This is a genomic window from Arcicella gelida (assembly GCF_034931025.1).
GTDB classification, from domain to species: Bacteria; Bacteroidota; Bacteroidia; order Cytophagales; family Spirosomataceae; genus Arcicella; species Arcicella gelida.
The window spans coordinates 41,078-60,035 of the sequence record NZ_JAYGIL010000029.1 but is presented as its reverse complement, the minus strand read 5'-3'; the positions used below and the strand labels follow the sequence as shown (position 1 = coordinate 60,035).

14 protein-coding genes are annotated in these 18,958 nt (G+C 35.6%); 5 read left to right on the top strand and 9 right to left on the bottom strand.

The genetic code is table 11. The features are described from left to right. Positions 1 to 129: 129 nt before the first annotated feature. Positions 130 to 528: a hypothetical protein gene (locus VB776_RS19240; protein ID WP_323698495.1), complete on the top strand. Its 399-nt coding sequence runs from the start codon at positions 130 to 132 to the stop codon at positions 526 to 528. Between the two features lie 107 nt (positions 529 to 635). Here the strand turns inward: VB776_RS19240 and VB776_RS19235 are convergent, their stop codons facing one another. From VB776_RS19235 to cobA, 7 genes are all read right to left on the bottom strand, one after another. Continuing rightward, the gene (locus tag VB776_RS19235; RefSeq protein ID WP_323698494.1) at positions 636 to 4,178 is read right to left on the bottom strand and encodes a molybdopterin-dependent oxidoreductase; all 3,543 of its coding nucleotides are present in this window, start codon (positions 4,176 to 4,178) and stop codon (positions 636 to 638) included. Positions 4,179 to 4,654: 476 nt separating this feature from the next. Then, on the bottom strand, positions 4,655 to 5,512 hold the full coding sequence (locus VB776_RS19230) for an ABC transporter ATP-binding protein (RefSeq protein WP_323698493.1): 858 nt from the start codon (positions 5,510 to 5,512) through the stop codon (positions 4,655 to 4,657). 53 nt (positions 5,513 to 5,565) lie between these two features. Next, the gene (ntrB, locus tag VB776_RS19225) at positions 5,566 to 6,354 is read right to left on the bottom strand and encodes a nitrate ABC transporter permease (RefSeq protein ID WP_323698492.1); all 789 of its coding nucleotides are present in this window, start codon (positions 6,352 to 6,354) and stop codon (positions 5,566 to 5,568) included. A 67-nt stretch (positions 6,355 to 6,421) separates the two neighbouring features. Next, positions 6,422 to 7,630: a CmpA/NrtA family ABC transporter substrate-binding protein gene (locus tag VB776_RS19220; protein ID WP_323698491.1), complete on the bottom strand. Its 1,209-nt coding sequence runs from the start codon at positions 7,628 to 7,630 to the stop codon at positions 6,422 to 6,424. Positions 7,631 to 7,799: 169 nt separating this feature from the next. Beyond that, positions 7,800 to 9,419 carry an alginate export family protein gene (locus VB776_RS19215; RefSeq protein ID WP_323698490.1) on the bottom strand — a complete coding sequence of 540 codons (1,620 nt, stop codon included), beginning with the start codon at positions 9,417 to 9,419 and terminating at the stop codon, positions 7,800 to 7,802. A 236-nt stretch (positions 9,420 to 9,655) separates the two neighbouring features. Beyond that, a complete protein-coding gene (locus VB776_RS19210; protein ID WP_323698489.1) occupies positions 9,656 to 10,885 on the bottom strand; it encodes an MFS transporter in 1,230 nt (409 codons plus the stop codon). Between the two features lie 237 nt (positions 10,886 to 11,122). Then, positions 11,123 to 11,890, bottom strand: a complete 768-nt coding sequence (cobA, locus tag VB776_RS19205; protein ID WP_323698488.1) for a uroporphyrinogen-III C-methyltransferase — start codon at positions 11,888 to 11,890, stop codon at positions 11,123 to 11,125. Between the two features lie 386 nt (positions 11,891 to 12,276). Here cobA and nirB point away from each other — a divergent pair, with 386 nt between their 5' ends. From nirB to VB776_RS19185, 4 genes are all read left to right on the top strand, one after another. Next, positions 12,277 to 14,784: a nitrite reductase large subunit NirB gene (nirB, locus tag VB776_RS19200; protein ID WP_323698487.1), complete on the top strand. Its 2,508-nt coding sequence runs from the start codon at positions 12,277 to 12,279 to the stop codon at positions 14,782 to 14,784. Positions 14,785 to 14,863: 79 nt separating this feature from the next. Beyond that, on the top strand, positions 14,864 to 15,211 hold the full coding sequence (gene nirD, locus VB776_RS19195) for a nitrite reductase small subunit NirD (RefSeq protein ID WP_323698486.1): 348 nt from the start codon (positions 14,864 to 14,866) through the stop codon (positions 15,209 to 15,211). A gap of 164 nt (positions 15,212 to 15,375) precedes the next feature. Continuing rightward, positions 15,376 to 16,854 (top strand): ATP-binding protein, encoded by a 1,479-nt coding sequence (locus VB776_RS19190; RefSeq protein WP_323698485.1) that lies wholly within the window; start codon positions 15,376 to 15,378, stop codon positions 16,852 to 16,854. A 112-nt stretch (positions 16,855 to 16,966) separates the two neighbouring features. After that, positions 16,967 to 17,611 (top strand): response regulator transcription factor, encoded by a 645-nt coding sequence (locus VB776_RS19185; RefSeq protein WP_323698484.1) that lies wholly within the window; start codon positions 16,967 to 16,969, stop codon positions 17,609 to 17,611. On the opposite strand, the gene VB776_RS19180 is transcribed toward VB776_RS19185, so the two are convergent. Together VB776_RS19180 and VB776_RS19175 are read right to left on the bottom strand one after the other, a co-directional pair. Further along, complete coding sequence (locus VB776_RS19180) at positions 17,612 to 18,310, bottom strand: DNA alkylation repair protein (protein WP_323698483.1); 699 nt, start codon at positions 18,308 to 18,310, stop codon at positions 17,612 to 17,614. Next, positions 18,270 to 18,944: a hypothetical protein gene (locus VB776_RS19175; protein ID WP_323698482.1), complete on the bottom strand. Its 675-nt coding sequence runs from the start codon at positions 18,942 to 18,944 to the stop codon at positions 18,270 to 18,272. The genes VB776_RS19180 and VB776_RS19175 overlap by 41 nt, the downstream gene beginning before the upstream one ends. Positions 18,945 to 18,958: the final 14 nt, after the last annotated feature.

Genomic DNA, 18,958 nt, shown 5'->3' with positions numbered 1-18,958 from the left:
AACGAAAGCATCTTTTATTAAGTGACGTCCAGATAGAAAATACTTTTAATACAGAAAATTAATTCTTAGAAAAATACAAATTATCCTTTTAATAAATTTCATCATTAATAACAATTAAATAATAAAGTCATGAAAAAGAACACAGTTAAAGCATTTATCGTAGCAGTTACTATGGTTTGCTTATCAAACGTAAATACATTCGCTTCAAATTTTGACGAATCTGCTAGCTTAGTAAAAAGCAAAATCGCTCAAGTAAATAACTCATTAAGCTTCAATGTTTGGGTTGACAATGTTGCTAGCAAAAAAGTTGTAGTATTAGTTACTGATGCTGACAAAAACGAAATTCACCGTGAATATGTTGATACTAAAGGTGGTAAATTCGCTAAAACTTTCGATTTCTCTAGCTTAGCAGATGGAAAATATACTATCGAAGTTATCAGCCAAAATGTGAATGTTGTTGAATCAAAAACTTTTGAAATCAAAACAAACCTTATTACAAACCGTGATGTTGTTGTAGCTATCCGTTAATCTTTAAACATTAACGACTATGACAAAACAGTTTTTTAACCTCTGTACAATGAATTTAGGGAAGTATGTCTAACGATAACTTCCCTATTTTTATGTCTAAGTTAAAATTAAGCTTCTACCAAAGCCTCTTTTAAAGCATTCTCTAAAATAGCTCTTACTTCTGGTCGGCAACTTCCGCAACCCATTCCAGCTCCCGTCTGTGAACACAATGCTGTGAAATCTTTACAACCACTGGCAATAGTACTTTTCAAATTTCCTTCGCCTACATTATTACAAGAACAAACCAATTTTCCCATTACTGGGTCAGCTTTTTTGCCACTTCTTAATAATTCTAAACGTTTGTCGGATAATTCTATACCATTGGCAATTAAATCTTTAAACTCTAAGAATTCAGATTTATCGCCAATCAAAATCGCTCCAACTAATTTATCGTTATGAATTATACATTTTTTATAATAGCGTTTTGCTTTATCAATGAAAATAATCTCCTCATAATCAGGTGATTTAGGCGTATCAATCATTCCCAAAGAACATAATTGTACTCCTTGAATCTTCATGATATTCATCGAAAGCGAGCCTTTATAATAACTAGCAAAATCGCCTGCAATGTATTTTGCAATTATATCTGCTTGCTGTTCAGCAGCAGCTGTAATTCCCCACATTTGTCCACGCCATTGAGCTATTTCTCCTGCGGCAAAAATACTTTCGTCAGATGTTTGTAGATAATCATTCACCACAACTCCACGATTTACTTCAATGCCTGCTGCACGAGCAATTTCAACATTTGGTGAAGTACCAATAGCAAAAACGGCTACTTGTGCATCAATTTTCCTACCAGATTTTAAGCGAACGCCTTCAAAGTTATCTGTACCATAAAAAGCTGATACTTCATCATTGAAATAAACATCAATGCCTAAGTTTAGGATTTCTTCAGTCAACAATTCAGAACCTAATGGGTCTAATTGTCTATCCATAAAACGGCTAATGCGTTGAACAATCGTTACTTTTACATTAATTTCTCGCAAAGAAGCAGCTAATTCAAGCCCTAACAAACCTCCACCAACAATTAAAGCGTGTGGATTATCTTGTTTTAAAAATGGCATTAAACTATCGGCATCAATACGTGAACGCATATTGAAAATTCCCGGAATTTTTGGAATAGATGGTGGCATAAATGCTCTTGAACCCATTCCTAAAATCAATCTATCATAAGTATGTTCATTTCCTTCTGAATCTACAATGGTTTTATTTTTACGGTCGATATTTACGACTTCGATGCCTTTATGAACAATAATATTCGATTCTATAAATTGGTCTTCACGCAATTTTACTAATTGCGACCAATCTTGAGCACCAGAAATATAATCTGGCAACATTACTCTGTTGTAAAAAGGATAGATTTCTTTTGAAAAAACGTGAATTTCATCTGTTTGATTAAGCTCACGATAAGATTTAATAAAGCCCAAACCCGCAGAACCCGCACCGATAATGATAATTTTTTCCTGTGGTTTTACGTAAGCTCTTACTTCTACAGCCGTGAATTTAAAATCTGGTTCTTTTGAACGTGGATCGTACAAACTATTGGTTAAATTGTTTGTTCTACCAAAATCGCTTCCTAAAATTCTACCGAAGTGCATTGGCATAAAGCAAACGCCTTTTTTAACATCCGTTGTAACTTTGGCTTTTACTTGTGCTTTTCCACGACGACCGACAATTTCAACTATTTGATTATCAGAAATTTGCCTTTCTTGGGCATCTTCTGGATGAATTTCCAGATAAGGTTGAGCAATGTGTTGATTGAGCTTATTAACTTTCCCTGTTTTAGTCATAGTATGCCATTGGTCACGGATACGACCAGTAGTCATTACTAAAGGAAAATCTTCATTCAGGCTTTCAGAGTGGTTTTCGTCTGGCACTGCATGAATTTTTGCTTTTTGATTTAAGGTGTAGAACTTGCCGTCTGTAAACAAGCGTCTTGTTCCTGACTCCTTAAAAGATTTTTCAACAGATTCAGCATTGGCAGGATATGGCCATTGAATGCTTCTATTCTCTTTTAAAACCTCATAATTAAGCCCTGAAATATCAATATTTGTTCCTTTAGTTGAACGACAATGTTCGTCGTAAACCTCAGAAAGAGAAGTGTAATCAAAGGCTTCGCCAAAGCCCATTTTATTAGCGAAAAGGTTAATAATTTCAGTGTCTGATTTTGCTTCGCCTGGTGCGTCTAGCACTTTAGGTAAATGCGTAATTCTTCTTTCAGAATTAGTCATTGTCCCTTCTTTTTCTAGCCATGCAGCAGCAGGAAGTACAACATCAGCATATTTGATAGTATCTGAACGATTTGAAATATCTTGAACAACTACGAATTTGGCTTTTTCTAAGGCTTTTTCTACCAGAGTAACATCTGGCATACTTACTAAAGGGTTTGTACAAACTACCCAAATCGCTTTCATGCGACCATCTGCCAAAGCTTCAAACATTTCTGTGGCAGAGAAACCCGGTTTATCCGAAATTTTTGTTCCTCCCCAAAAAGTTTGTACTTCATCACGATGAGCTAGGTTCAATAAATCTCTGTGGGCTGGCAACATATTCGCCAAACCGCCTACTTCACGACCGCCCATTGCATTAGGCTGACCTGTCAGTGAGAAAGGTCCATTTCCCTCACGACCAATTTTACCCGTAATTAAATGTAAATCAATTAAAGAAAGATTTTTATTCACACCGATAACAGACTGGTTCAAGCCCATTGTCCACATTGATAAAAATCCTTTTGACTCGTGAATATATTGTGCTGCTAAGGTTATTTCTTCTGGAGTAATTCCACAAATTTCTGCCGCTTCTACAAGCGATTTTTGCATTACTTGTGTTTGATATGCCTCAAAACCTTCAGTGTTGTTGGTAATAAAATCTTGATCAATCCATTTTTTTTCGATTAATACTCTACCAATGGCATTGGTCAAAGTAATATCTGTTCCGGGATGAATTTGTAAATGTAAATCTGCCTGACTAGCCGTTTGCGTACGTCTTGGGTCAACCACAATAATTTTTACATTCGGATTCGCTTGTTTATGTGCTTCTACTCTTCGCCAGATAATAGGATGACACCACGCTGGATTAGCACCTGTTACAAAAAAACAATCTGCTAGTTCAATATCATCATAACAAACTGGAACGGAATCTTCACCTAAAGTAAGTTTATAACCAACCACCGCCGACGACATACAAAGACGAGAGTTGGTATCAATATTATTAGAACCAATAAAACCTTTGATGAGCTTATTGATTACGTAGTATTCTTCTGTAAGACATTGCCCAGAAACATAAAAACCGACTGAGTCGGGACCATATTTTTGGATAAATGTTTTGAAAATGGCAGCAGTACGGTCGAGGGCAGTATCCCACGATACTCGTTGTAATGGCATATTTCGGTTGAATCTCATTTCTGGATACAGCAATCTATCTGATTGATCCATTACTGTATAATGCAGATTCATTCCCTTTGAACACAACATTCCTTTACTTGAAGGGTGATCTTTATCTCCTTCAAGATGCAGCCTACCATTGCCTAAATCTGTTACTTCCACACCACAACCAACCCCACAATACGAGCAGGTAGATTTATACTTTTTAAGATTTGATTTACTGCTCATTTCTTTTGACGATTTATAAAATTGACATCAACTCCAAATTTTTTATCTTTTTGAAAACCCCAAATCAGGACATCCTAACTATTTAAAATCAAGGGTTTTAAATTAAAAATTATTAATATGGTTATACTTTTGATTATTATATTTATATTTTTTATAAATAATATTTGTCTGAAAAACTTTGTTTCTGCACTTTACACATTTTTTCTTACTTAATCATCTATAAATTGCATTTAGTAAAAAATCTTATATTTTTTCTGATTTATTTATTTGCAATAGTGTTTGTTCTTAATTAGATTTGTCCAATACTATTAAAAAAGGACAAAAAAAACGCCTTTGAAAAGGTAGTTTTGGATTTTTTTTAGTTACTCAATACCCTCGTTGTATTAACACTTAACCATTCCAAAATCTCATTACCTAGATGCCTCCGCCAAGGTTTAGGGACAAACCCCGAAGTGTTAAACTTCGGGATTTTTTATTTAGTCTTCAATAGAGAACTTATCAAACAACAAGCTCAATAATTCGTCATGAATTCTGATATACTCAGGGTCATGAGTAATATCTTTTTTGTTTCTTGGTCTTGGTAAATTGATGTCAACAATTTTCTTGATGGTAGCAGCAGGCCCGTTGTTCATTACAACAACTTTATCTGCCAAGAAAATAGCTTCTTCAATATCATGCGTAACCATTACAATTGTTTTGTTACGATTATCTAAATTCCAAAGTTTCAATAATTCAATGTGCATTGAACCTTTCGTAAGGGCATCTAAGGCTCCGAAAGGTTCATCTAACAAAAGAATACTTGGATTGATGGCAAAAGCACGAGCAATCGCTACACGCTGTTTCATTCCTCCCGATAATTGACCTGGCAACTTATCCTTGTGTGGTGTTAAATTCACCATTTGGATATAGTGATCAACAATCTCGTTTTTCTCTTTAGAATTTTTATCTTTGAAAACAGAATCAACTGCTTCATAGATATTTTTATAAACCGACATCCAAGGCAATAAAGAGTAGTTTTGGAAAACGATTCCTCTGTCTGGGCCTGGGCCTTTTACGATATTCCCGTTAGCAATTACTTCACCAGATGATGGCGTTACCATTCCTGAAATGGTATTCATCAATGTTGATTTTCCACAACCTGAGTGACCAATCAATGCTACGATTTCACCTTTTTTTACTTCTAAACTAATGTCTTTTACCGCAGTAAAAGTACCTTTTGAACCTTTGAATGCTACCGTAACGTCTTTAATATCGATGGCAGTTTCACGGTTATTTATTTTATGGAAGTCGTTAGCAGAATCAGCTAATTGACTTGTATTTACGATGTTAGTCATAGGAAATAAGGATTTTGACGTTTGAATGAATATTCAAAATGTGATTTCTTGGCTTATTTTTTATCCCAAGAAAAAGCATTTTGTAATCCGTTGAATGCTTTATCGAACAATAAACCAACTGTTCCGATAATAAGAATTGCGACCAAAATTCTTTCCAAAGAAAGACCATTCCAACTATCCCAAACAAAGAAGCCAATTCCAACGCCTCCAGAAAGCATTTCGCCAGCTACAATTACTACCCAAGCAATACCGATTGATAAACGTAAACCAGTAATGATGTGTGGAATGGCAAAAGGCAACATAATTCTCGTTAAGTACTTCCACTTCGAAAAGCCGAATGCTTTTCCAACATTTTTATGATCATCTGGAATACTTGATACTCCAAAAGCTGTATTAATCACTGTTGGCCATAAAGACGTAATAGCGATGATAAAAATCGTTGCTCCGTCAGAAGCTTTGAATGCTAATAACCCTAAAGGAAACCAAGCCAAAGGCGATACTGGACGAAGGATTTGTACAATTGGGTTTAATAATTTCATCCCAATCTTTGTTGAACCCATTAACAATCCCATCGGAATGGCAATTAAACTTCCTAAAGCAAAACCTGTTGATACTCTTCCTAATGAACTGAATAACTGAATTCCGATTCCTTTATCGTTTGGTCCATAATCATAAAATGGATCTGCAATAAGTTCTTTAAAGACAATCCAAGTTGACGCTGGATTAGGAATTTCGGCTTTTGTGATGACTGAAATTAGATGCCAGATACCTAGCAGAATTATCATGCTTGCCACAAAATATATAAAGTTGATGGCTATATCTTTAATTGAAACTGATTTCATAATCTTGGTGCTTGTTATCAATTATCGGTTAACACTAAAAATATTAACCGATAATCGCTGACAAACTTTATTTTTTTGTTGCTTTTAAGTAATCGTCAATATTAGCTGGGTCGAAAACAACATCATAAGTAGTTTTGAAAGGCTTCATGTCAGCTTGAACTGGAACGCTCATTTCTTTCGCTACTTCTGCAAACAAATCATCAAGAATCAATTTTTCAGCAATGGCTTTATAACTTGGCTCAGCTTTTAAATATCCAAAGCGAACATATTGTGCCAAAAACCACATAGCGTGAGATTTACGAGGAGTACTTACCACACCATTGTTATAGAAAGTCATGTAATCTCCTTTATATTTCTGAACGCCTAAATCACAACCTAAATCACTTGAGCCTAACAAACGAGCCTCAATTACTTGTAATGGAGCATTTACATAATATGGTTTCGTTAACCAGCCAGCAGCTTTTTTACGATTTCCCATATTATCCAACCATTTGCAAGCTTCGATAATGGCTTTCATTACTTTTTTCAAATCTTCTTTTTCTTCCGCAGCAAATTTTGAATTTACTACCAAAGCTTTTTCTGGGTGATGTTGCCAAATATCTTGTGAAGCAATGTGGGTGAAACCAACATTTTGGGCTGCTGCTACGCCGTTCCAAGGTTCGCCTACGCTGAAACCTTCCATGTTATCAACACGCATATTCGCAACCATTTGTGGCGGTGGAATGGTAATAATACCTACTGATTTTTGGTTTACACCTGCGGCTGCTAACCAGTTTCTCAACCAAATGTCATGCGTTCCGCCAGGGAAAGTCATCGCAAATGTTACTTCTTTTCGAGTTTTAACATCTTTGATGGCTGCCGCTACTTTGTTCATTTCTTTATAACCAACCAAACCACAGAAATCTTTTGAAAGTGTAATGGCTTGACCATTGTTATTCAAAACCATTGCTATTTTCATTTCTGAGCCAGCTTTTCCACCAACACCAGTATAAACTGAAAGTGGCATCGAAAATAAACAGTGTGCTCCGTCCAATTCGCCATTCAATACTTTATCACGAATATTTGCCCAAGAGGCTTCTTTTGAAAGTTCTACATCAACACCATATTTTGCAAAAAGACCTAATTCTTTGGCTGCAACAAGAGGAGCACAGTCTGTAAGTGGAATAAATCCTAATTTAATTTTTCTCGCTGGTGGATTCATTCGTGAAGCCGAAACTGCAATGGAAAGTACCATCAAACAGATTACAGCAATTGAGTTTTTTAACAGAGTTTTCATGTTTTTTGTTTTTTTTTATTTAAGAATACTTCTCGTTTCGACCCCCATCGAAACAAGAAGCTATATTGTATTATTGAGTGATTGAGCGATTGAGTGAATTAGTGATTATTTTAAAAAACAATGCTTCAAAAACATCAATCACTAAATCACTCATTCACTAACTCACTAATTATTTAATCGCTACTGGTTTAGCGTAAAAGAAATCTGGACGAATGTTAATCATGGCATAAAACCATGTTCCAGTTTTGTTAAAGTTATTAGCTGCAACATCGGTAGTGGCTTGTCCTTTTGCAAATGGCATATTGGCGGTTGCCATCATCACAGAATAGCCCAATTCAAGGTTTGTGAATTTATTCATATTGTAATTCAATGTAAAATCAATTTCATTCCCTAAATCTGTTCCTACCAATGTTCCATCACCTTTTGTTGTTGCTTTGTTCAATGCAAATGAGTGATAATCAACACCAACTGTTACAGTATTTGTTGTATATTTTGCTTTGAAATATCCGTTATTCAAACCTCCAGCAGGCGAGTTTGTGCCTACATAAAAGTAATCCATATATCCCCAATGTCTGTGTGGCGTTCCGTAAAGTGGGTCGAAGCGATTATTCTTTCCAGTCGAAGCTTTGTAATTGTTCGTCGCACTTGAACCATCGTTTCCAGAAAGCACATCGTATCCTAAAGTAAATGCCCATCTACTTTTTTGATAAGTAGCAGCCAATGTGTAGTGATACGCATCCATGTCATTTCCTTCACGGTCTTTACCAGTTTGTCCATAATAAGCTCCTTGTAAAGCGATTTTTCCAAAGCCTGAAGCATTGCCAATCGTGTGATTTATCATCAAACCATAAGTTGTACGACTACGTGATTGTCCGTAATCGAAAGCATCTGTTGCACTAGCAGCAACGAACCTTCTACCATAAACGTAACCTGTAGAAGCACTTCCAACTGAATCTAAACGATAAGCACTAAAATCATCTTGAAAAAATAAACCAGAGAATTTAGTTTGGTTAAACTTTCTACTGATATAAACACTTTTGAAAGACTTATAATCTTGTGAAGCACCATTGGTCGATGGAGGGTTAATCCATGCCAAAGCACCACCTGTTTTTACTGAATTAGCTCCGATTCCTCCGCCTACAGTCAAAGGAATAATTCCTGCAGGTGTTGGTACTAAAACGCCAGTTGAAGTTCTTGTTGTTGGGCTTAAATTAGCAGGAACATAACCTGTTCCAGTAATGCCAAAAGCATCTGCATTTTGGTTGAAAGCCAAACCAACATCAAATTGCCAGCCATGGTGTACACCTTTCAATAAAACCATGTCATGACGGCGACCTTGTTGTAACCAATCAAGGTTACCAATTAAACGAACATCATCATAAATCAATTCTTGGCGACCAATTTTGATACTCAATAAATCAACTAATTTGAATTTAATCGTAGTATCAGCTTTGTTAGCTAAAGTTACTTCTGCCCAACCTTCATGAAGCATCAATTTTGCTCCGTCAGCATTTGAAATAGAAGAAGCATCTTGTCCCCAAACACGTACATCTTGAATAGCAGCACCAAAGGTTACTCTGTCCCATTTATAACCAAAATTTAATCTTGTTCTTTGAGAAGTAAAAGCCGCCGATTTAGCATCGTTTGCTACTAAATTTCCCAAACCATTTCGTACTTCTGTACGAGTTCTCATTTGCCCTTGCAAAGTGAACTGAGCTTTTGCGATGAATTGGGTAGAAGTACCCAAAAATAAGACCAAAGCAAGTTTAAAAATGTAAGATTTTTTCATACTTTTGTGATTGATTGTGAAAAATTTTAACAGAGTTTACGCAATTTCGCCCGAACTGAGACCCCCATCTCGTTCGGGTTTTTCTTTAATTTTCAGTCGATAGCCCCCACTATCGATTTAAAATTCTAATTCTATTTAGAATGGTTAATAGCACAATATTTCAAATAACGTTTTCTCAAAAATTTGGAGATGGATTTGCAAGCACTTCTGCTTGCAAAGTTTGGTCTAAAGAGGTGTTAAGCTACTTCTAACGTTTGTTCTGTTACTGGTAATGCTTTTCTGTCGAATTTAATGAGTGCTGTTAATCCCCCAATCACAGCTACACTTATTCCAATATACATAAATGCCTCAGCATAAGTAATCGTTTCTGATTTGAATAAAAATCCAGCAAGTACTCCGCCTAAATTTCCACCTGCACCTACAATTCCTGCTACTGAACCTACATTTTTTGAATCTATAAAAGGAACGATAGCATAAGTAGCTCCGTTTGCCATTTTCAAGAACATTGCAAAACCTAACATCGCCATTACTGCAAAACCAATTGAACCTGTTTGTGCAAATAACATGATACCTAAACCTTCCATTGCCAATAACCCAGCTAACAACCAGCCTTTTCCTTTCATACCATACGTTTTACCAACTTTATCAGCAACAATTCCTCCGATTGCTCTAGCGAAAAGGTTCATGAATCCGAATGCTCCAGCTAAAAGTCCTGCTGTTTTTAAATCGCAAGAGAAGTTTTCTGTAAAATATAATGCTGCTACGTTATCAAATGTAATTTCAATTCCGAAACAAGCACCATAAGCTAAAAACAATATCCAAGTACGATAATCTGATGCTGCCGACCAGAAAGAACCTTTTTGTACGGCTTCTCTTTTGATGTTTGCATAATTTCCAGCAGGAGTATCTTGTGTAAATCTGTAGTAAACAAATGACATGATTAATAAAATCGCACCTGGAATTACCATGGCATATCTCCAAGCATCATGATTTACATAACCAGCACCTACGAAAGCAGCGAAAATCAAAGGCATTACCATGTTTGTGATTCCTCCGCCAAGATTCCCCCAACCTCCAGCTACTGCGTTGGCTGTACCTTTAATATTTGGAGCAAACATTGCAGAAGTATGATATTGCGTGATAACGAACGATGCGCCAATTACACTAATCGCAAGTCTGAAAAGTAAAAATGATTCGTAACTATTTGCTAAACCGATTGTCATTACTGGAATTGAACCAATTGCTAACAACCAAGTATAAGTAAGTCTTGGGCCTAAAGTATCGCATAAGCGACCAATGATTAAACGGGCAAAAATCGTTGCAGAAACCGATGCGATAATGATGTTACCAATTTGTCCTTTTGTTAAGCCTAAATCGTCTTTTACGATTTTCATCAATGGTGCAATACCAAACCAACCAAAGAAACAGAAAAAGAATGTAATCCAAGTAATGTGAAATGTTTGCATTTGAATTCCTTTGAATGAAAATACATTCAATGAATCAAGCGGCTTGTTTGTACTGATATTTTTCATAACCTTTTTGTAAAACAGAGAAATCATCTTCTGTGAATTTCTCCGATTTGTTAAAATCTATCGCCCCCACGATAGACTTTTTTCAACGGATGCTGAAGGGAAGAAAAAACTGATTGTGTAAATTTTAATAACAATCGTTAATAAAAACTTTCTGGTTTCCTTAAACGCTAATTATAGCTTATTGCTCAGAGCCAATTCGTCACTAAACTTTTCAATAAATGAAGGATGTAAACTCACCACTTCACCGATAACAATCACAGCTGGATTTGAAATTTGCTGTTCTTTAACGCTTTGGATAATAGTAGATACTGTACCGATTGCGAAATTCACATTATTACGAGTACCATTTTGTATAATTGCGATGGGTGTTTCACTTTTGCCATTCGAGGCAAACAATTCACAGATTTGAGACAACTTACTCATTCCCATCAAAATAACCACTGTTGCCGTTGATTGTGCTGCCAATGTTATATCTTTTGATAACTCTCCAGCCTTTGTAGTTCCTGTAATTACCCAAAAGCTTTCTGAAAAACCTCTCGTCGTTACTGGAATACCGATTGATGCTGGTGCGGCAATCGCCGAAGTAACTCCTGACACAACTTCACATTCGATATTAAAATTTCTTGCGTATTCTATCTCTTCAAAACCTCTTCCAAATACAAATGGATCGCCACCTTTCAATCTCACAACGTGTCCATACTCTAAAGCCAAACTAACAATCTTCTGATTAATCTCGTCTTGCGTGTAAACATATTTCCCTAAGCGTTTTCCGACATAAATACGAAGTGCCTTTGGATGAGCAAACTCTAATAACTCTTCATTGGTAAGTGCATCATATAATACTACATCCGCCGACTTAATTGCTCGAATCCCTTTTACAGTAATGAGCTCAATGTCTCCTGGGCCAGCACCAATTAAAGTTAATCTTGGAATATTCATATTTTAGTATTTTATACTTGAACAATGATGATTATAAATACTCAGTTGTGATTTCGATACAAACATGGCATATAATTGTTAATAATCAAAATAAAAGATTCAAAAATTATTAATTTTCTCAAAAAATTTGCAAAATCACAAAAAATAGGTTTAAATTTGAACATGAATTAAGCATTTTTACGCATTTTTAGGAAAAACAGGTTTATATTTAAAGTACAATTATTGAAATTTATATTTTTTCTAAAAATAGTTATAAATACTCATTTTCATCCAAATACAATTACGGCTTTAAAGTTTTCGAATAAATACTTAGTTACTAGAAAACATCAAGTCATTTCGTATAAGTATTAATTATTAAAAGTGTCAATCATAATCTTGTATCATTTATGAAAAAGAAAATTGTCGTAGTGGGGAACGGCATGGTCGGTTATAAGTTTTGCGAAAAACTTATTTCAAAAGATGTGTCTAAAAGTTTTGATCTGGTCGTTTTTGGCGAAGAGGCTCGCCCCGCTTACGACCGTGTACACTTGTCAGAATACTTTGCTGGTAAAACCGCAGACGATTTGACAATGGCACCAAGCAGTTGGTACAAAGAGAATGGTATAACACTTTATCTTTCTGACCCAGTTGTTGATATTGATAAAGATGCTAAAACGGTACGCTCGCATCATGGAATCGTTCTTAGCTACGATTACTTGGTATTAGCAACAGGTTCTGCGGCATTTGTGCCACCGATTCCTGGTGTTGAAAAAGATGGTGTATTCGTGTATAGAACCATTGAGGATTTAGATTTGATGCAGTCACACGCTAAAACGGCTAAAAAAGGTGCAGTAATTGGCGGTGGCTTATTAGGATTAGAAGCAGCAAAAGCTTTATTAGATTTAGGATTAGAAGAAACACATGTAATTGAATTTGCACCAAGGTTAATGCCAAGACAAATTGATGAAGCTGGTTCAAAAACACTTCAAACAAAGTTAGAAGCATTAGGCTTACAAATTCATCTGAATAAAAATACTCAGGAAATTGTTGGAGATGGCATTATCGAAGGAATGAGCTTCGCCGATGGCTCTAAGCTTGATGTAGATATGTTGGTAATTTCTGCAGGTATTAAACCTCGTGATGAAGTCGCCAAAATTGCTGGATTAGAAGTAGGTTCTCGTGGTGGTATTATCGTAAATGATAAACTTCAAACATCAGACCCTAATATTTTTGCCATTGGCGAATGTGCATTGGCACATCACATGATTTATGGTTTGGTTGCACCAGGTTACGAAATGGCAGAAGTTGTAGCAAGTTCAATTATTGGCGGCGAAAAAGAGTTTAAACCTTTTGATATGTCAACCAAATTAAAATTAATTGGTATCGACGTAGCAAGTTTTGGTGATGCTTTCATTCAAGAACCAAATGCACAAACTATCGTATTTGAAAATACTGCAAAAGGTATTTACAAAAGAATCAATATCTCAAACGATGGCAAGTACTTATTAGGAGGGATTTTGGTTGGTGATGCAGAACAGTATAATATGCTGTTGCAAAACACTAAAAATAAAGTGCTTTTACCTGCCGACCCAGAAGATTTGATGCTGGGTTCAAGAGGCGGAGGAGAACATGCAAGTTCAGGCGTACTGTCTTTACCAGACGAAGCTTTGATTTGTTCTTGCGAAGCTGTAACTAAAGGTGGAATTTGTCATGAAATCATCGAGAATAAAGTAACAACACTTGATGGCATCAAAAAATGTACAAAAGCTGGTACAGGTTGCGGTGGTTGCGTGCCAATGGTGAAAGATTTGATTAACGAAACGATGAAATCGCAAGGTGTTTTTGTGAGAAACGTCCTTTGCGAACACTTCGACTATACTCGTCAGGAATTATTTGATTTGGTAAAAATCAAAGGCTACAAAACTTATGACGAAACCTTAGATAATCTAGGAAAAGGAGATGGTTGTGAAGTTTGTAAACCAGCGGTGGCTTCAATCATTGCAAGTTTATGGAACGAAATGATTTTGGAAAAAGGTAATGCTACCGTTCAAGATTCTAATGACCGTTACTTAGCTAATATTCAAAAAAATGGTACTTATTCGGTAGTACCAAGAATTCCAGGTGGAGAAATTACTCCTGAGAAATTAATCATTATCGGACAAGTAGCGCTAAAGTATAATCTTTATACAAAAATCACAGGTGGACAAAGAATAGACTTGTTTGGTGCACACGTAAGTGATTTACCAGACATTTGGGAAGAACTTGTTAATGCAGGTTTCGAGTCTGGTCATGCTTATGGCAAATCTTTAAGAACCGTAAAATCTTGCGTAGGTTCTACTTGGTGTCGTTTTGGTGTACAAGATGCCGTTTCGTTTTCGATTGAAGTTGAAGAGCGTTATCGTGGTTTACGTTCTCCGCACAAATTAAAGTCAGCAGTTTCGGGCTGTACTCGTGAATGTGCCGAAGCACAATCAAAAGATTTCGGTATCATCGCTACAGAAAAAGGTTGGAATTTATATGTATGCGGAAACGGTGGCGTAAAACCTCGTCATGCAGAATTATTAGCTACTGATATTGATTCAGAAACTTGCTTGAAATACATCGACCGTTTCTTGATGTTCTATATCAAAACGGCTGAACCGCTTACTCGTACTGCTCCTTGGTTAGATAAAATGGAAGGTGGCATCAATTATTTGAAATCAGTAATTATTGATGATGCTTTAGGAATGAACGAACAGTTTGAAAAAGAAATGCAGTTTTTGGTAGAAGCTTACAAATGCGAATGGAAAGAAGTAGTAACCAATCCAGAACTTCGTAAGCGTTTCACGCACTTTGTGAATGCACCAAAAATGAAAGACCCTTATGCCAAATTTGAACCAATGCGTGATCAAATCAAGGCAGCTGAATGGAAGTAAAATAGTTTAGTATGAATGAACTTACAAGTAATTAATTCCTGTAAGTTCATTCACAATTCACACAATCATAATTACAACAATGATAGCAGAAGAAACAATCACTTGGCATGTAGCATGCAGTGTTGAAGATATTCCAGAAAATGGTGGCGCTTGTGCCTTGATTGAAGGCGAACAAATTGCCATTTATAATTTTACTCGTCGTGGTGAATGGTATGCTACGCAAAACCAATGCCCACACCGCCAACAAATGGCATTATCAAGAGGAATGATTGGCTCAACAGGTGCTGATAATGAACCCAAAGTAGCCTGTCCTTTCCATAAAAAAACGTTCTCATTACAAACAGGAGAATGCTTGAGCGGCGATGAGTACACAATTAAGACTTATCCCGTAAAAGTAGAAGAGGGACAAGTATTTGTTGGTGTTTAGCAAGAATGATTTTACAAATTGATATTCACAAAAACTTGCGAATTATCAGTTTGTAAAATCCCATTACATGATTTTTCAAAGAAAAATTTTCAACAATCTCACAATCAGCAAATTACTTGAAAACTATAAATGATTTTTTCCGAAAGTTTGGTATATTTCAAGTTATGAAGCCACTTGATAGTCAAATTTTCCACAGACTTACTCGCCTCTATGTGATAGCCCTCACGATGGTGGCGTTACTTTCTATGTCTGGACAAATTATTATTCAAGTATTTCTGAATTCGTTGATTGATGACTCTCATGTTGTCAATATTGCAGGACGACAAAGGATGCTAAGCCAGAGGCTTTCTAAAACAGCCATTCTGTTGTGCCGTCCAGATATTTTCCAAGCTGATGCCGAGCATTATTCGGAAGATATTAAAGAAATTATCACTTTGTGGGGACAAAGCCATGAAGGATTAAAAAACAAAGATTTAAAAACCGACGGAAAAACTTATACCGTAAGAAATAGCCCTAAAATTGATAGCATGTTTAGAGAAGTAGATCCTATTTTTCAAACCATTTTATCAAATGCTAAATTAATCAGCGAACGTATTAATAAACCTGTAAATAATCAGGACGAAACCATGCGTGCTGCATTACATCAAGTATTGGTAAACGAAAGGCTTTTTCTGAAAATGATGAACAAAATCGTTTTTCAGTACGATGTTGAATCAAGAGCAAGAGTTGATACGACGAAAAAGATTGAATTGATTTTATTCATCATTTTGTTCAGTATTCTTATTTTAGAAGGCTTTGTCATCTTCCGCCCAATTGCTAATTATATTCGACTTGTCATCAAAAAATTGACAGATTCGGAAAGTGAACTACGCCAAACCAATGAAACACTTCTCAAAACTCAGCAAGCTTTGGTACAAGCTACAGAAGAGAAGTTTAAATTACAATTAGCCGAAGAGAAAGTACGTTCTGCCTCCTTGATGGAAGGTCAGGAAATGGAACGTAAAAGATTAGCCAGAGAATTACACGATGGAATCGGACAAATGTTGACGGGTTTAAGATTGCATGGAGAAAAAGTAAAAAGCTTTTCATTCATCAATCCTAAACAAGATAAATCATTTGATGAATTACAAAAACTGATTCAAGAAACCATCGAAGCTACCAGAACTGTGGCATTTAATTTAGCGCCTTCTGTACTGAGTGATTTTGGCGTAACGCCAGCAATCAGAATCTTGACGGAACAAGTAGGCAAAATGTCGGGCATTAGTATCGAATTTCAAGAAAAGAAAATTCAACGATTGCCAGAAGGAGTAGAAGTATGCCTTTATAGAATCACACAAGAAGCGATTCATAATGCAGTAAAATATTCAAAGTCGGAAAAAATAAAAGTAGAAATGGTAGAGAATGAGGGTTCTATTCGATTAACTATTTCTGACAACGGAATTGGTTTCGACTTGCCAGCCATCCGAAAATCTTTAGGTGGTAGTGGTTTAAAAAATATGCAAACAAGAGCCGAATTATTAAATGGTACTTGTAAAATTCAATCTAAAACAGGAAAGGGGACTAGTATCTTAGTTAACATTCCGATTGCCACAAACAACAAACTAATTACTAAGCGGAGAAAAAATACTGAACGAGTATCCTAGTGCTTAAGTTGAATATCTTGAAAAAAATTAATAAATTCAACATTAAAAGCACTAGCGGTTTCTGGTACATAAGTATTTTATAATTACTCTCTGTATATAATCAACAAAAATTATGAACCCAATTACAGTATTATTAGCAGATGATCACGACGTTGTCAGAAAAGGCATGAAGATGCTCTTGGAAGACGAAGAAAGCGTGAAAGTAATCGGAGAAGCTTCTGATGGCTTAGATGCCATCGAGAAAATAAAAGCTTTGTCACCCAATGTTGTTATTTTGGATTTGACTATGCCTAAAATGACAGGTATAGAAGCTGCCAAAATTATTTCAGAAGAATATCCTGATGTACGCATTCTTATTTTTTCAATGCACAATAACCGTGAATATATCATCAATTCTGTTGAAAATGGTGCTAGTGGCTACTTGTTAAAAGATACTGGTAAAGAAGAACTCATGCGGGCGATTAATGTAGTTTCGGAAGGAAGAAAGTATTTTCCACCAGAAATTTCAGAAGTTATTATCGACGAACTTCTTTCAAAAACGACTGGAAATCAACCTGATACGAGCAGACCGATTTTCCAAAAAATCACTCCGAAAGAAAAACAAATCCTAGAACATATCGTACAAGGCTACAATAGCCGAGAAATTGCTGATAAATTGTTCCTAAGTATTCGCACTGTTGATAACCACCGTGCGAACATGATGAAGAAAACTAAAGCAAAAAATACAGCAGATTTAGTAAAAATGGCAATCGGATAATTAGCGTTTTAAGTAGGATAAACGTTTTTTGTCTTCCATTTTTTCAATCGCATAACGAAGCATCGTTCTTGGCATTTTTGTGAGGTTTTCTTCTAAAAATTCCTCCAAAGCCAATTCATCTCTTTTTCCAATCTCACGCAACATCCATCCACAGGCCTTGTGCATCAAGTCGTGTGGATGTGTGAGAAAAAACTCTGATAATCGGAAACAATCTAAAAACTGACTTTTTCTGATAAAAGCCATCGTAGAAACTACAGCAATTCTCTCAGACCACAAATGCTTACTTTCTGCTAATTGATAAAGTACTTGTCGGTCTTTATCCAATAAAAATTCTCCCAAAATTTTATAGCATGAACAATCAACCAAATCCCAATTATTGATTTGCGGAAGGTTTTTCAGGTAAAATTCAACGATTTCAGTTCTTTTCTCTTCATTTGCTTTCTGAAATTGTTCTACCAAAATCATCAAGCCTGTAAATCTAAATTCATGGATTTTATCGGCTAATAAAATCTGAATATCAGCAAGTGTAATTACTTTCCAAAACTCTTTTACCAAAGTTCTTACTTCGGGGTTGGTAATGCCAATAAAAATATCGCCTTCGCCGTATTGCCCTTCGCCAGTTTTGAAAAAACAAGCCGTTTGTATGGCTCTTTCAGGTTTAGCGAGGTTTAGGAGTGCTTGTTTGAGCTTTGCTAACATGACTTGAATCTACAATGACTATTTTGCTTATATTATTAAAGGGAACGATTTCAGTAGTTTTTGTTTCGGGATGATATAAGAAAATAAAATTACTTGTGGTACCAACCAGCATTGGGAAAGGTAGTTTCCCTATCTGTGAACTTGAATTATAATATACTTGTACAATTTGTCCTTTACCTGTTTTTACTTCTTTGCTTTTATACATACTGTACAAATAAGCTGCCTCTGGAATGTATAATAACAACACCAATAAATACCCAAAGAAATAATAATTAGCTGATTGTTTGAACCCAAGTTTTGTTTCCTGCCAAGTAAATAACTTGGGAAATTTAAACATCGCCCATTTATTAAAATAATATATTCCTATCGTAAAAAGGATTGTCAAACAGCTAAATATCAGGTAAAAAGGGTCTTTAAAAGCAATTAGGATAAAGTCACTAATTTGAGAATAATCTAAAACATTTATCCCAAAAGCCAGAAAATATGCTACACTAAAAACCATACCTATAGCAGTTAGAATTAAATAGCTAACCGTAAAAAATAGCGTTTTGTCATTTTCGAAAACTGTACCTATTTTTTTTACTTTTTCTTCAAATTCAATATGAGCAATTAAACTTTGTGGCTGATTGTTCATAAAATACAATTATA